The following is a 14348-nucleotide window of genomic DNA, read 5'->3' on the forward strand; positions in this document are numbered from 1 at the left end:
TCCGACGGGCGGGCCGGCGTTCGCGCGTGGGTAGAATCATGCCGACGAAGGGGTGACAGGTGAAGGATCTGGTCGACACCACGGAGATGTATCTCCGTACCATCTACGACCTCGAGGAAGAGGGCGTGGTGCCGCTGCGGGCGCGCATCGCCGAGCGGCTCGAGCAGAGTGGTCCGACCGTGAGCCAGACGGTCGCCCGGATGGAACGCGACGGCTTGCTCCTCGTCGCGGGCGATCGGCACCTCGAGCTGACCGACAAGGGCCGCGCCATGGCGGTCGCGGTCATGCGCAAGCACCGGCTCGCCGAGCGCCTGCTGGTCGACATCATCGGCCTCGACTGGCAGAACGTGCACGCCGAGGCGTGTCGCTGGGAGCACGTGATGAGCGAGGAGGTGGAGCGGCGCCTGATCGAGGTGCTCAACCACCCCACCACCTCGCCCTACGGCAATCCCATTCCCGGTCTGGACGAACTCGGTCTCGGCGAGATCCCCGCCGCCGAGGAGAAGCTCGTCCGGCTCTCCGATCTGCCCAACGGCACGCTGCACGCGGTGGTCGTGCGCCGGCTGGCCGAGCACATCCAGACCGATCCGGAGGTCATCGGCCGGCTGCGTGAGGCCGGTGTGGTGCCCGACGCGCGCGTCAGCGTGGAGACCAAGCCTGGTGCCGTGCTGATCACGGTGCCGGGGCACGCAGGCGGTTTCGAACTGTCCGAGGAGATGGCGCATGCCGTCCAGGTGAGGCTGGTCTGATTCGTGAAGCTTCTGGTCACCGGCGGCGCCGGGTACGTGGGTGGCGTGTGCGCCGCCGTCCTGCTCGAACAGGGTCACGAGGTGGTCGTCGTCGACGACCTCTCCACCGGTAACGCCGACGGCGTTCCGGCGGGCGCGCGCTTCGTCGACGGCGACATCGCCGAGGCGGCGCCGGCCCTGCTGCGGGCCGAATCCTTCGACGGTGTCCTTCATTTCGCGGCGCAGTCGCTGGTCGGCGAGTCGGTCGAGCAGCCGGAGAAGTACTGGCACGGCAACGTGGTGAAGACGCTCACCCTGCTCGAGGCGATCCGGGAGACCGGGACTCCGCGGCTGGTGTTCTCCTCCACCGCGGCCGTCTACGGCGAACCCGAGCAGGTGCCGATCACCGAGGACTCCCCCACCCGCCCCACCAATCCCTACGGCGCGAGCAAGCTGGCCATCGACCACGCGATCACCTCTTACGCGGCGGCGCACGGCCTGGCCGCGACCAGCCTGCGCTATTTCAATGTGGCGGGCGCCTACGCCGGTCTCGGCGAGAACCGCGTGGTGGAAACGCATCTGATCCCCCTCGTGTTGCAGGTGGCGCTGGGCCACCGCAAGGCCATCTCCGTGTACGGCACCGACTGGCCGACGCCGGACGGTACGTGTGTGCGCGACTACATCCACATCCGCGATCTGGCGCAGGCCCACCTGCTCGCGCTGTCGTCGGCGGAGCCGGGCAGTCACCGGATCCTGAATCTGGGGTCGGGCACGGGTTTCTCGGTGCGCGAGGTCATCTCGGCCTGCGAGCGCGTCACCGGGCTGCCGATCGAAGCGATCGACGCCCCCCGCCGCGCGGGCGATCCGGCTGTGCTCATCGCCTCGAGCGAACGCGCGGTCGGCGAACTGGGATGGCGTCCCGAACACAACGACCTCGACGAGATCGTCACCGACGCCTGGGATTTCCTGCGTTCCCTGGGCGACAAGGCGCACAGCGCCCGCTGACCCGCGGCCCGGATCGGCTGTGTCACAGGTCGATCGGGCCCAGGTCGACGCCGAGATCGGCCGCCACCTGCCGCCCGCAGATCGCCAGGGTGTGCAGTCGTTCCGGGCGCAGGCCGCTCTGGAGCGAGGTCTCGAGCAGCACCGCCATCGCATGCTCGGCGTCGGCCTCGATCCCCGCCGCGAGCGCGATGCCGGCGAACGGCCCGTCACCGCGCACGTAGGCGCTGAACCCCAGCAGCGCCGCTGCCTCGGCACGGTCGCTGCCCTGCGTCCCCCTGGCGAGCTGGGCCCACAGCTGTTCGGCGGCCTCGGCGTGATCGCCCAGCGCCAGGCCGTACATGGCGTCGCGGATCGGGCGGTCGCGCAGGGTCGCGGCCAGCCGCGCGAGTTCGCGGTCGGCGCGCGGCACGCCGGATTCGGTGTCGGCGATCTGCCACAGCACCCATTCCAGCGCACGCCGCTGGAACACCGGGCCGCGTCCGGCCCGTTCGGCGGCCGCCAGCCCGCGCCGATACCGTGTCACCGCCGGACCAAGCCAGGGGCGTAGCCGCGCGCACAGCGCCGGGTCGGGCACGACGAGCGCGGTCAGCTCACCGCGGGACCGGCGGATCTGCCTGCCGTCGAGCACGTGGGACAACGCGACCGGTGAGGCCGCCGGATCGCCCACCACACCGCCCGCCCTCCGGTCGAACAGGCTGTGGAAACGCGCGCCGGCCACGATCCCCGGCACCGACCATGCCCCGCGCACCGCGATCCCCGCGTCACCGAACGCCTCGAGCAGGGTCGCGGCGCGCACGGCCTGGATCGCCCCCGACTCGGCGCGCTCGTCGATGAACATCGCGAGCACCGTGTTCGCCTGTTCACGCACACAGATCGATCCGACACACGCGGTGAACTGCTCGACACGTCGCGGCTCGGTGACGCCGTCCAGATCGAATCGCACGACCGCCTCGATCGCGGCCGCGCCGGTGCGGCCCGGCTCGTGCAGCACGGCGACCACCAGCGAGCGTTCGGGAACGAACCCCAGCATCGCGGGCAGGGCGGCGATGAGCTCGCCGGGATCGTCCACCCGCAGGGGCCTGCGCGGCCGCTCGGCCGGGTAGGAGGGGGTGGATTCGGCGCAGGCGAGCGCGCGGGGGAACAGTCCGGTGCGGTGGGTGCGGCGGGGCGAGTTCGTCGAAGGCGTCATGGCTCCACCGTGCCCGCCGGCGACTCCCGCGCCGACGCGGCGACCTGGGCTTTTCGCCGCCCTGTTGACAGCGCGTGACCTGTGGAGCGATCCCGGTCGCGCCGCGGCGGCCGCGACCGAGATGTCACCGCCGCGTGGTAGGCGCCTCAGCCGCCACGAACCCCGCGCACCGCCGTCGCGAACAGTTCGTCGACCGCGGCCCGGTCGGGCTCGCCCGCACCGAAGGTCATCGACGTCACCGTGATCCGCACGTCCCCGATCTGGCCGACCGAGGTCTGCATCGTCTGGGTCAGCCCGGCACCGCCGATGTCGGGAAGCACGGTGCGCCGCAACGCTATCGCGTCGTCGGCGCCGGCGGGGACCGCGGACTCGACGGCGGTGGTGACCGTCGCGGAGGCACCGGCGCGGTCGACCCGGATCCGCTCGCAGCCGGCGAGGCGGTCGCGGAGCCGGGCGAGCTGCTCGGTGGTTCTGGCGAGTTCGACGGTGAGCGTGGCACGGTGCGTGTCGTCGTTGCCGACGGCGACCGAGGCCGGTTCGCCCTCGGCATCGGCGTCGGGCGGCGTGCAGCGCGGCGGGTCGACGGTGGCGCCCGCCCCCACCCCGTCCAGGTCGCCCGCCGCGGCGGCCGCCGCCTGCGGGGGCAGCACCACGGCGGGGTACCGGGCCGGGAACCGCTGCGGGGTGGGCAGCAGATCGGCCAACGCGCCGTCGACGTGCCGCACGGCGGCCGCGCTCTGCGCGACGGGTGTGCCGCTGATCCGCTCCCCACAGCCGGTCAGCGCCATGACCGACACCGCCACCACGCCGACGAGCGCCCGGGTCGTCGCCCCCGCCGATGCCGATTCCGCCACGTTCACCCCACCCACTGTGCCGCACCGGAGCGGGGGCGGGCGGGATCGCCACGCCGAGCGGGAATGCCGAGGCAGGCGGAGCTGTTGTGCAACAGGACGAGCCGTCCTCCGGCCGTGTGCGTGGCGTCTGCTCGCGTGGGGGACAATGAAGGCCGCTGCCCCCGCCGCGAGCGTTGGTGGACCGCGCAGGAAGGAGTACGCGATGGACGATCAGTCGCACATGTACGAGCTGGAGTTCCCGGCACCGCAGCTGTCGGCGGACGACGGCGAAGGTCCCGTGCTGGTGCACGGGCTCGAGGGCTTCACCGACGCCGGGCACGCCGTGCGCCTGGCCACCACACACCTGCGCGAGAGCCTGGAATCCGAACTCGTCGCGTCCTTCGACGTCGACGAGCTGCTCGACTACCGCTCGCGCCGCCCGCTGATGACGTTCAAGACCGATCACTTCTCGGACTACGCCGAGCCCGAGCTGAACCTGTGGGCCCTGCGCGACACGGCGGGCACCCCGTTCCTGCTGCTGGCAGGCCTGGAACCGGATCTGCGCTGGGAGAAGTTCACCACCGCGGTACGGCTGCTGGCCGAGCAACTCGGCGTGCGCCGCACGATCGGGCTCTCGGCGATTCCGATGGCCATCCCGCACACGCGCCCGCTCGGTGTCACCGCGCACTCCTCGGATCGATCGCTGATCGGCGAGCACCAGCGCTGGCCGGGCGAATTGCAGGTGCCGGGCAGCGCGTCCTCCCTGCTCGAGTTCCGGATGGCCCAGCACGGGCACGAGTCGCTCGGGTTCTCCGTGCACGTGCCGCACTACCTGGCCCAGACCGACTACCCCGAAGCGGCCCAGACACTGCTGGAGAACGTCGCCGACAACACCGGCCTCGAGCTACCGCTCGCGGCGCTGGGTGAGGCGGCGGCGCGGGTGCGCGAGCAGGTGGCCGAGCACATCGCGGGCAACGAGGAGGTGGAAACGGTCGTCACGGCGCTGGAACGCCAGTACGACAGCTTCGTCACCGCCCAGGAGCGCCAGTCCAGCCTGCTCGCCGGCGACGGTGAGCTGCCCAGCGGTGAGGAGCTCGGCGCGGAATTCGAGCGGTTCCTGGCCGAACAGGGCGGCTACGGCGACACCTCCGCCGACGGCGAGGACTGAACCACCGACCCACTAGGGTGGTCGGAGTGGATCTGACCGACCTGCTCGAGATACCAGGGACCGACGCCGACGCGCTCTACGAGTCGTTCGCGGCGTGGGCCGCCGAGCAGGGCACTCCCCTGTATCCGGCGCAGGACGAGGCGCTGATGGAGTTGGCCTCGGGGTCCAACGTCATCCTGGCCACGCCGACCGGGTCGGGCAAGTCGCTCGTCGCGGTCGGCGCGCATCTGTTCGCGATGACCAACGGGCAGCGCAGCTACTACACCGCGCCGATCAAGGCGCTGGTGAGCGAGAAGTTCTTCGCACTGTGCGAGGTGTTCGGTGCCGAGAACGTCGGGATGGTCACCGGTGACGCGGCGGTCAACGCCGACGCCCCGATCATCTGCGCCACCGCGGAGATCCTGGCGAACCTGGCGCTGCGCGAGGGCGCGGACGCCGAGGTCGGTCAGGTGGTGATGGACGAGTTCCATTTCTACGCCGATCCCGATCGCGGATGGGCCTGGCAGGTCCCGATCATCGAACTGCCCCGCGCGCAGTTCCTGCTGATGTCGGCGACGCTGGGCGAGGTCGATTTCTTCGCCACCGACCTGGAGCGCCGCACCGGCCGCCCCACCGCGGTCGTCGCCGGCAGCGAGCGCCCCGTCCCGCTGACGTTCTCGTACGTGCGCACCCCGATCACCGAGACCATCGAGGAACTGGTGACCACGCACCAGGCGCCGGTCTATGTCGTGCACTTCACCCAGGCCGCCGCGCTCGAACGCGCGCAGGCACTGACCAGCGTGAACTTCGCCAGCCGCGCCGAGAAGGACGCGATCGCCGCCGCGATCGGCGAGTTCCGGTTCGCCTCCGGCTTCGGCAAGACGCTCTCCCGGCTGATCCGGCACGGCATCGGCGTGCACCACGCGGGCATGCTGCCCAAGTACCGCAGGCTCGTGGAGAAGCTCGCCCAGGACGGGCTGCTGAAGGTCGTGTGCGGCACCGACACCCTCGGCGTCGGCATCAACGTGCCGATCCGCACGGTGCTGCTGACCGGGCTCACCAAGTACGACGGGGTGCGCACCCGCAGGCTCAAGGCGCGCGAGTTCCATCAGATCGCCGGCCGGGCCGGACGCGCCGGATTCGACACCATGGGCACCGTCGTGGTCCAGGCCCCCGAACACGAGGTGGAGAACGCGCGTCTGCTCGCGAAGGCGGGCGACGATCCGAAGAAGCAGCGAAAGGTGCAGCGCCGCAAGCCACCCGAGGGCTTCGTGTCCTGGAGCGAGGAGACCTTCGGCCGGCTCGTGGCGGCCCGGCCCGAGCCGATGGTCTCCCGGTTCTCGGTGACCAACGCGATGCTGCTCAACGTGATCGCGCGTCCCGGCAACTGTTTCCACGCGATGCGGCACCTACTCGAGGACAATCACGAGCCGCGCGCCGCCCAGCGCAAGCACATCCTGCGCGCGATCCGGCTCTACCGCGCGCTGCGCGATGCCGGTGTGGTGCAACAGCTCTCCGAACCCGACGCCAAGGGCCGGATGGCCCGGCTGACCGTCGACCTGCAACGCGATTTCGCGCTCGATCAGCCGCTGTCCCCGTTCGCGCTGGCCGCGTTCGACCTGCTCGACCGCGAAAGCCCCACTTACACACTCGATGTGGTCTCACTGATCGAGGCCACGCTCGAGGATCCGCGCCAGCTGCTGATGGCCCAGCAGCACAAGGCGCGCGGCGCCGCCGTCGCCGAGATGAAGGCCGACGGCATCGAATACGAGGAGCGGATGGAGCTCCTGGAAGAGGTCACCTGGCCCAAGCCGCTGGCCGAACTGATCGAACCCGCCTTCGAGACCTACCGGGCCGGGCATCCGTGGGTCTCGGAGTTCGCCCCGTCGCCGAAGTCGGTGGTGCGCGACATGATCGAGCGCGCCATGACCTTCGCCGAGCTGATCTCCTTCTACGAGCTGGCCCGCTCGGAGGGCGTGGTGCTGCGGTACCTGGCCGACGCCTACCGGGCGCTGCGCCGCACGGTGCCCGACGCGGCGCGCACCGAGGAACTCGACGATCTCACCGAGTGGCTGGGCGAGCTGATCCGCCAGGTGGACTCGAGCCTGCTCGACGAATGGGAGCAGCTGACCAATCCCGGCGCGGAGAACGACGCCGAGCAGGTCGCTTTCGGCGCGGAGTCGGTGCGCCCCATCTCGGCCAACGAGCGCGCCTTCAAGGTGATGGTGCGCAACGCCATGTTCCGCCGGGTCGAACTGGCGGCCCGGCAGCGCTGGCACGAGCTGGACGAGCTCGGCACCGGCCCCGACTGGGCCGAGGATCTCGCGCCCTACTTCGCGGAGTACACCGCGATCGGCACCGGCCCCGACGCACGCGGTCCCCAGCTGTTCCAGGTCGAGAGGCGGCCGGGGTTCTGGCACGTCCGGCAGGTACTCGACGACCCGGCGGGCGACCACGGCTGGGCGCTGACGGCGATCGTGGATCTCGAGGAGTCCGATGCCGCGGGCGAGGTGGTGTTCGACGAGGTCACAGTCACGGCGGGGTGACTATGACGAATGTTTGACGGATTCGTTGTTGGGTAGGCGCCGCTGATAGTCTCTCCCGGCCGCCGACCGAAAGTTCAACTATGCCCGAATCCCCGTACCTTGTCATCTACCCCGAGCGGGTACGTGCCAACTACCGAGCCCTCGCCGCCGCCGTGTCGGCACGACGCAGCCAGGGCACCCGGATCAGGTACGCGGTGAAGGCGGCACCGGTCGACGAGTTGCTCACCCTGCTCGACGCCGAGGGCGCGGAATTCGACGTGGCCAGCATCGGCGAGATCGACCAGGCACTGCGCCTCGGCGTCGACCCGGCGAAGCTCTGCTACGGCAATCCGATCAAGAAGAGCGCCCACATCGCGCGCGCCTTCGGCCTCGGTGTGCGCCGCTACGCCTTCGACTCCGAGGACGATCTGCTGCGCATCGCCGAGCACGCGCCCGGCGCCGAGGTCGAGTGCCGGTTCCTGTCCTCGGCGCCGGAGTCACGGACCCCGTTCGGCACCAAGTTCGGCTGCGCGCCGGACGAGGCACTGCGGCTGCTGGTGCGCGCTCGCGATCTGGGTCTGGCCGTGGGCGGCCCGTACTTCCACGTCGGCTCCCAGCAGCTGGATCCCACCGCATGGCGGATCGGTATCCGGCAGGCGGGGGAGATCGTGACGGCCTTGGCGGACAAGGACATTCATGTCGCGGCGGTCAACGTGGGCGGCGGTCTGCCGATCTCCTACGTCGACGCGGCGCCCGAGCTCGACGCGATCGCCGCCGCGATGACCGCGGCCGCCGCGGAGTTCCTGCCCGAGTCCACCGGCCTGGTCGTCGAGCCCGGCCGGGCGCTGGTGGGCAACGCGGGCACGATTCACGCCGAGGTCGTCGGGGTGCGTGTCGCGCCCGACGGCCGGCGCTGGGTGTATCTCGACATCGGCCGCTACAACGGTATGGCCGAGACCGAGAACGAGTACATCGCCTACCGTTTCGTCACCGATCGCGACGGCGATCCGGTGGCCGAGGCGGTGGTCGCGGGTCCGACCTGTGACGGCGACGATGTACTGTATCAACGCACGAAGGTCCTTCTGCCGACCACGTTGCGAGCCGGTGATCAGATCCAGATCCTCGACACCGGCGCCTATACCGCGAGTTATTCGTCGGTGTCCTTCAATGGTTTTCCGCCCTTGACCGTTCATGTCTCGGGCGCTGAGCGAGAGTGAGTTTGCCCATGACGGCGGAATTCACCGGCTGGCATGTGCTGGCCGAGTTCGGTGGTGTCGACACAGACCTGTGTGACGATCTCGAACGACTCGAATCGGCGTTGCGTGAGTCTCTGATCGCGGCGGGCGTCACCATCTGCGATGTCGTTCACAAGAAGTTCGAACCGCAGGGGGTGACCGTCCTCGCGCTGTTGTCGGAGTCCCACGCCTCGATTCACACCTATCCGGAGTCCGGCGACATCTTCGTCGACGTCTTCACCTGCGGCACCATCGGCGCCGGCGCGACGAAGGCGGTGGAACTCCTGCGAGACAAGTTGTCTCCCAAGGATGTTCGGATGCAGGTCGTCCAGCGCGGCCACGGCGCCGAGAAGATCTACGAACCGGTGGGCGACGGCCTGACCCGGATCTGGGATCTGCACGAGGTGATCGTCGACACCCACACCCCCTTCCAGCACATGGTGATCGCGCGGACCGACCAGGGCATCTCCCTGTTCTCCGACGACGACCGCCAGTCCACCGAGTTCTCCCAGCTCACCTACCACGAGGCCATGATGGTCCCGGCGTTCGTGCTGGCCGAGAAGCTGGACCGGGTGCTGATCATCGGTTCCGGCGAGGGTGTGGCCTCGCAGATGTCGGTGGCGGCGGGGGCGACCCTGGTCGACCACGTCGACATCGACCAGCGCGAGGTCGAGCTGTGCGCGCGGCACCTGCCCTACGGCTACACCAGCGAGGAGCTGGCCGCGGCCGTCGCCGGCCAGGGGCCGATCCATGTGCACTACGCCGACGGCTGGGACTTCCTGGCCAAGGCGCAGGAGGCGGGCACCCGCTACGACGTGATCGTCATCGATCTGCCCGACGAGCGCGTCGAGGACGCCCAGCACAACCGCCTCTACGAGGCGGAGTTCCTGTCGCGATGTAAGGCACTGCTCGCGCCCGGCGGCGTGCTGACCGCTCAGGCCGGCTGCGCGACGATGTGGCGCAACGAGACGCTCAAGCGTTCGTGGGGCCGGTTCAAGGAGCAGTTCGCCACCGTGGTGCCCTACGGCAGCGACGAGCACGAGTGGACCTTCCTGTTCGGCCTGAACGAGAAGATCGAGAACCCGGTGCGCGGCATGACCGACCGCCTGGCACTGCTCCCCTACCGGGCCGAGACCATCGACGCCCGCGCGCTCGAGCGCGGCGCGATCGAGCCCTACTCCCTGCGCGGGTAAGCGGACACAACACCGGCGGGGGGGGGGGGGGGGGGGGGGGCGCGGGCGGGGGGCGGCCCCCCCCCCCCCCCCACTCACCCCTTAATAAAAACAACCCCACCCCCACCCACCCCCCCGCCCCCCCCCCCCCGTCGTCTCCGGACTCGTCGAAACAGGCAGCGGGGCGCGCCGTCTCTTGGCACCATGCGAGGACCGAGTTCCCACAGAATCGAGTCCGCCCATGACGCCGACACCGCTGTCCGCGAACGGCCTGATGCCCATCGCCCGTCCCGTCGATCACCGCCCCCGGCTGGACGCGTTGTCCGCGGCGGGCACGGCCGGATTCGGGCGGAGGTTCGCCGAGGCGCCCGCGCCGACTGCCGACGACTTCGCCCGGCTCGACGGTGATGTGACGATGCGCTCGTTCCCCGGCGGAGCCGAGCGGGTACTCGCCCCCGTGATGGCGCGACCCGCGTACTTCTGGATCGCCAAGTCCTTTCGTCACGTGGACCGCGGGACAGCCGTCGGCCACAACGTCTTCCGGCTACTCGGCGGGTTACGAGCTCTGAATTTCGTGGCGAGGGTGGGTGATTCGGTGCGCGACGGCAGGCCCGCCGTGCTCTTCGACTACAACGACCCGCGTGTCGGTTCCCGTCGACCGGCTCGTCGTGTCTACGACGAACTGCGCGAGATCGAACCGGATCTGTGGCTGGGACCGAGCTACTTCCTCGCCGGGGGCAAGCGCCTCCCGATGGGCTGGTTCGCCCTCGACGCCTCCGTGCCGTTCGACGGCCCGGCGTGACGCCGTGCCGGGCCGGGCGCGGGCCGTGCCCACGCCCGGCTCGGCCCGCTCACTCGGCCTTGCGCCGTGCCCGGTACTCGGCGACGTTCATCCCGCCGACGCCCCAATCCGTCAGCGGCACCTCGTCGATCACCACGTAGGTGCTGTCGGGGGCCTTGCCGAGCACGTCGAACAGCAGATCGGTGACGCCCTTGATCAGCTGCCCCTTCTGCTCCGGGGTGACCCCTTCGTCGGTGACCTTGATATTCACATACGGCATGGTGGTTGTCCTTTCTACGCCGCTCTACCTGAGATGAACCCGCCGTCGACGGGGAGGATGTGGCCGGTGACGAACTCGGCGTCGGTCAGATACAGCACGGCCGCGGTGGTGTCGGCGACCTCGCCGATCCGGCCGAGCAGCGCGGCGCTCGCGGCGGCGCGCTCGTCGCCGTCCCCGAACAGCGGGGTGCGGATGATGCCGGGGGCGACCGCGTTCACCCGGATCCGCGCGGGCGCGAGTTCGGCGGCCAGGCTGGTGGTCAGCGCGTGCACGCCGCCCTTGCTGATCAGTGCGGCCGAGGCGGGCAGCCCGGTCATCGCGTGGTCGATGAGGACGGTGCCGATGTTGACGACGCTGCCGCCCTCGCCCTGGGCCAGCAGGTGGCGCACCACCGCCTGGGTGGTGAAGTAGGTGCCCTTGAGGTTGCCGCCCAGATAGCGGTCGAGCTCGGCCTCGGTGACGTCGACGAACGGGGTCGCACCGAACACGCCGGCGCTGTTGATCAGCGCGTCGACCCGGCCGAACCGGTCGAGCGCGGTCGCCACGTACGCCGAACCCGTTGCGGGCGAACCGATGTCGCCGACCACCGTGGCCACCCGGTCGGGGGCCGCCAGGTCGGCGGCGACCTCGGCGAGCTTGGCCGCGTCCCGCCCGCCGAGCACGACCGCGTCGCCGCGGGCGACGAAGGCGCGGGCGACATCACGACCGATCCCACTGGATGCCCCGGTCACGATGACCGTCTTCGGAGTGGACATTCGTCTGATCCTTTCGCATGAATACGACCGGTCGTCTTGGAATGGGCGACCGAAAGTACGGAGGTGCCGAACGCGGGAGCGGTCGGTCAGGGACGGAAATAGTCGTCGAGCAGGCGGCGCAGACACTTCTCCAGCGGCTCGACGGTGCGGTCGATCTTCATCCGGATGACCGCACCCTCCCAGGATTCGAGCAGCAGGTCGGCCAGCTCGACCGGGTCGATGTCGGCACGGACGGTGCCCTCGACCTGCGCGGTCCGCAGCGCCGCGGCGACGCCGTCACGCCACTGGGCCCACGCGCTCGACAGCGCGGTCCGCAGCAGATCACTGCCTTCCAGTTCACCGCCGAGATTGCCGATCAGGCAGCCGCCGGTGTACTCGGCGGCGACGAAATCCTCGGTCAGCGCGGCGAAGAAGCGGCGCAGGCCGGTGAGCGCGTCCGGCGCTCCGGTGAACGCCTCGGCGAGCGAGCGCTGCACGCACAGCGAGTGATGCTCGATCACGGCGCGCGCGAAGCCCTCCTTGCTGTCGAAGTAGTTGTAGAACGAGCCCTTGGGCACCCCGACCCTGTCGAGGACCTGCTTGATGCCGGTGCCGTGATAGCCGTTGGCCAGCAGCCCGGCCGCGCCCTCCTCGATGAGCAGCGCTCGCGTGTCGTCGCTACGCCGTGGTCGTGCCATGCGAGAAACTATACGACCGGTCGTCTAGGAATGGCAAGGGCGAAGGGTCAGTCGTCGTCGACACCGCGCGCGGCCAGCGCCTCGCCCATCGCGTCGGCGGTCCGCAAGGCGCGCACCAACACCGGCGTGACCAGGGCCGTCGCCGACCACGAGACCCCGCGTGCCCGGCGCGCCTCCGCCACGTCGTGCACGATCTGGGCGAGCAGGGGCACGCACCGGATGGCCAGCGCCAGCAGCAGACCGACGCGTTCCGGATTCACCCCGACGTGGCGCAGCGGGGCCAGCGCGCGCAGCAGGGCGTCGAGGAGATCGGTGACCCGGGTCGTCACCGTGACCAGCGCGGCCAGTGCGACCGAGACGAGCAGCACGCCACACACGACCACGGCCCGCACCGGCGTGGTGGTCAGCAGCTGGAAGACACCGATGATCGCCGTCATCCACAGCACCGGACGCACCTGGGCCGCGGCCACGCGCCAGGGAATTCGCGCCAGCGCGAACAGTCCCGCGACGACCACCACGACGCAGGCGATGCCGACCAGCCCGCGCACCCACACCGTCATCGCGACGATCAAGACGACCAGCAGCGCCAGCTTCGCCCCGGCCGGCGCGCGGTGCAGCAGCGAGTCGCCGGGATGGTAGAGCCCGATCATTCGACCAGGGCCCGATAGGCGCCGACCGCGTCCGCCGGGGTGCCGTCGAAGGCGACGGCACCGTCGTCCAGCACTACGACCCGATCGAAGCCGTCGAGCAGCGCCAGCTGATGGGTCACCACGATGACCTGCTGGTCCAGTGAATTCAGAGCCTCCGACACCAGCCGGGCATTGCGCAGATCGAGCAGGGTGGTCGGCTCGTCGGCCACGATCACCTCGGGCTCGCGGATCAGCGCGGAACCGATCGCGAGCAGCTGCTTCTGCCCGCCCGAGAGCAGGTGCGCCGGGTGATCCGCGTGCGCGGTCAGCCCGAACCGCGCCAGCATCCGCGCCACCCGGTCCGCGACGGCGGCCCGGTCCAAGCCGCTGCGACGCAGCGAGAACGCGAGGTCCTCGGCGACGGTCGGCATCACGATCTGGGTGTCGGGATCGGTGAAGACGAAGCCGACCTTGCGGCGCACCTGCGCGCCCTTGCGCGCGGCGTCGACACCATCGACGGTGACGGTGCCCTCGGTGGGCTTCAGCAGACCGTTGAGCATGCGCGCCAGCGTCGACTTCCCCGACCCGTTGGCGCCGATCAGGCCGACGCGGCGTTCGGTGATCCGCAGATCGATCGCGCGCAGCACGACCCGCTCACCGAAGCGATGACCGACGCCCCTGAGCACGATCTCACTCACCGCGCGATCAGCCCGGGATAGGCGCGATGGACCCCCTTGGCCACGACCGTCGCGATGACGACCTTGGCGAGATCGCCGGGCACGAACGCGAAGTTCGACGAGATCGCCGCCCACACGCCCAGGTCGGTGCGCACCAGCAGGCCGGCGGTACCGAACAGATAGATGACCACGATCCCGCCGAGCGCGTTGATCAGCAGGCCGGGGACGAGCGGGTACTTCGGCAGGATCAGCGTGGTCAGCCACCCGATGACCAGCGTCGCGGGGATCCAGCCGATCAGATAGCCCGCGGTCGGCGAGGCCAGCGCGGTCAGCCCGGTACGGCCACCCGAGAGCAGGGGCAGGCCGATCATGGTCAGCGCGATGAAGACGGCGACGGCGGCGGCACCCTTACGCGGGCCGAGGATCGCGCCGGTGAGGATCACGCCGAGGGTCTGCAGGGTGATGGGCACGCCACTGAAGCCGACCGTGATGGCGCCCGGCAGCCCCAGTGCGGCGATCAGCGCCGCGAACACCGCGACCTGCGCCAGCTCACGCGCGGCGAAACCGGCCGCGGGCTTCGGGGACTTCTCGACTTCGGACACGGCGGACATCCTCTACACACTCACTTGAACGACGTTCAAAAGTAGCAGGTGGGGCGCTCGCCGGCGCAGCCGGAGCAGCCCTCGGCCATTCCGCCGTACCGGAAGATCGACTA

15 protein-coding genes are annotated in these 14348 nt (G+C 70.3%); 7 read left to right on the plus strand and 8 right to left on the minus strand.

Annotated elements, in window-relative coordinates:
* Positions 1-59 precede the first annotated feature (59 nt).
* Positions 60-749, plus strand: coding sequence for a metal-dependent transcriptional regulator (locus tag QH270_RS29635; protein WP_232999749.1), 690 nt, complete (start codon positions 60-62; stop codon positions 747-749).
* Between the two features lie 3 nt (positions 750-752).
* Positions 753-1733 (plus strand): UDP-glucose 4-epimerase GalE, encoded by a 981-nt coding sequence (galE, locus tag QH270_RS29640; RefSeq protein WP_280347510.1) that lies wholly within the window; start codon positions 753-755, stop codon positions 1731-1733.
* Positions 1734-1755: 22 nt separating this feature from the next.
* Here galE and QH270_RS29645 read toward each other — a convergent pair whose 3' ends face one another.
* Together QH270_RS29645 and QH270_RS29650 are read right to left on the minus strand one after the other, a co-directional pair.
* A complete protein-coding gene (locus QH270_RS29645) occupies positions 1756-2922 on the minus strand; it encodes a DUF4192 domain-containing protein (protein ID WP_280347512.1) in 1167 nt (388 codons plus the stop codon).
* Positions 2923-3068: 146 nt separating this feature from the next.
* Entirely contained in the window at positions 3069-3782 is a 714-nt protein-coding gene (locus QH270_RS29650; protein ID WP_280347513.1) for a sensor domain-containing protein, read from the minus strand.
* A 196-nt stretch (positions 3783-3978) separates the two neighbouring features.
* On the opposite strand from QH270_RS29650, the gene QH270_RS29655 reads away from it, so the two are divergent.
* The 5 genes from QH270_RS29655 (at position 3979) to QH270_RS29675 (ending at position 10636) form a co-directional block, all read left to right on the plus strand.
* Positions 3979-4923: a proteasome assembly chaperone family protein gene (locus tag QH270_RS29655; protein ID WP_280347514.1), complete on the plus strand. Its 945-nt coding sequence runs from the start codon at positions 3979-3981 to the stop codon at positions 4921-4923.
* Between the two features lie 26 nt (positions 4924-4949).
* On the plus strand, positions 4950-7448 hold the full coding sequence (locus QH270_RS29660; protein ID WP_280347515.1) for a DEAD/DEAH box helicase: 2499 nt from the start codon (positions 4950-4952) through the stop codon (positions 7446-7448).
* An 80-nt stretch (positions 7449-7528) separates the two neighbouring features.
* Positions 7529-8644: a type III PLP-dependent enzyme gene (locus QH270_RS29665; RefSeq protein ID WP_280347516.1), complete on the plus strand. Its 1116-nt coding sequence runs from the start codon at positions 7529-7531 to the stop codon at positions 8642-8644.
* 8 nt (positions 8645-8652) lie between these two features.
* Positions 8653-9855: an adenosylmethionine decarboxylase gene (speD, locus tag QH270_RS29670; protein WP_280347517.1), complete on the plus strand. Its 1203-nt coding sequence runs from the start codon at positions 8653-8655 to the stop codon at positions 9853-9855.
* A gap of 220 nt (positions 9856-10075) precedes the next feature.
* On the plus strand, positions 10076-10636 hold the full coding sequence (locus QH270_RS29675; RefSeq protein WP_280347518.1) for a hypothetical protein: 561 nt from the start codon (positions 10076-10078) through the stop codon (positions 10634-10636).
* 49 nt (positions 10637-10685) lie between these two features.
* Here the strand turns inward: QH270_RS29675 and QH270_RS29680 are convergent, their stop codons facing one another.
* The 6 genes from QH270_RS29680 to QH270_RS29705 form a co-directional block, all read right to left on the minus strand.
* On the minus strand, positions 10686-10895 hold the full coding sequence (locus tag QH270_RS29680) for a tautomerase family protein (protein ID WP_280221609.1): 210 nt from the start codon (positions 10893-10895) through the stop codon (positions 10686-10688).
* A 14-nt stretch (positions 10896-10909) separates the two neighbouring features.
* The gene (locus QH270_RS29685; protein WP_280347519.1) at positions 10910-11650 is read right to left on the minus strand and encodes an SDR family NAD(P)-dependent oxidoreductase; all 741 of its coding nucleotides are present in this window, start codon (positions 11648-11650) and stop codon (positions 10910-10912) included.
* Positions 11651-11736: 86 nt separating this feature from the next.
* Positions 11737-12327, minus strand: a complete 591-nt coding sequence (locus tag QH270_RS29690) for a TetR/AcrR family transcriptional regulator (protein ID WP_280347520.1) — start codon at positions 12325-12327, stop codon at positions 11737-11739.
* A gap of 47 nt (positions 12328-12374) precedes the next feature.
* Positions 12375-12977 (minus strand): energy-coupling factor transporter transmembrane component T family protein, encoded by a 603-nt coding sequence (locus QH270_RS29695; protein WP_280347522.1) that lies wholly within the window; start codon positions 12975-12977, stop codon positions 12375-12377.
* Complete coding sequence (locus tag QH270_RS29700; protein WP_280347524.1) at positions 12974-13654, minus strand: energy-coupling factor ABC transporter ATP-binding protein; 681 nt, start codon at positions 13652-13654, stop codon at positions 12974-12976. The genes QH270_RS29695 and QH270_RS29700 overlap by 4 nt, the downstream gene beginning before the upstream one ends.
* Positions 13651-14244, minus strand: a complete 594-nt coding sequence (locus QH270_RS29705) for a biotin transporter BioY (protein WP_280347526.1) — start codon at positions 14242-14244, stop codon at positions 13651-13653. The genes QH270_RS29700 and QH270_RS29705 overlap by 4 nt, the downstream gene beginning before the upstream one ends.
* Positions 14245-14348 lie beyond the last annotated feature (104 nt).

Source organism: Nocardia neocaledoniensis (genome assembly GCF_029868625.1).
Classification (GTDB): domain Bacteria; phylum Actinomycetota; class Actinomycetes; order Mycobacteriales; family Mycobacteriaceae; genus Nocardia; species Nocardia neocaledoniensis_A.

Bases quoted from the DNA above. Each gene is read 5' to 3' on its own strand.
- QH270_RS29665 (WP_280347516.1), top strand. From the start codon at position 7,529: ATGCCCGAATCCCCGTACCTTGTCATCTACCCCGAGCGGGTACGTGCC.
- speD (WP_280347517.1), top strand. From the start codon at position 8,653: ATGACGGCGGAATTCACCGGCTGGCATGTGCTGGCCGAGTTCGGTGGT.
- QH270_RS29685 (WP_280347519.1), bottom strand. From the start codon at position 11,650: ATGTCCACTCCGAAGACGGTCATCGTGACCGGGGCATCCAGTGGGATC.
- QH270_RS29690 (WP_280347520.1), bottom strand. From the start codon at position 12,327: ATGGCACGACCACGGCGTAGCGACGACACGCGAGCGCTGCTCATCGAG.
- QH270_RS29695 (WP_280347522.1), bottom strand. From the start codon at position 12,977: ATGATCGGGCTCTACCATCCCGGCGACTCGCTGCTGCACCGCGCGCCG.
- QH270_RS29655 (WP_280347514.1), top strand. From the start codon at position 3,979: ATGGACGATCAGTCGCACATGTACGAGCTGGAGTTCCCGGCACCGCAG.
- QH270_RS29705 (WP_280347526.1), bottom strand. From the start codon at position 14,244: ATGTCCGCCGTGTCCGAAGTCGAGAAGTCCCCGAAGCCCGCGGCCGGT.
- QH270_RS29680 (WP_280221609.1), bottom strand. From the start codon at position 10,895: ATGCCGTATGTGAATATCAAGGTCACCGACGAAGGGGTCACCCCGGAG.
- QH270_RS29675 (WP_280347518.1), top strand. From the start codon at position 10,076: ATGACGCCGACACCGCTGTCCGCGAACGGCCTGATGCCCATCGCCCGT.
- QH270_RS29645 (WP_280347512.1), bottom strand. From the start codon at position 2,922: ATGACGCCTTCGACGAACTCGCCCCGCCGCACCCACCGCACCGGACTG.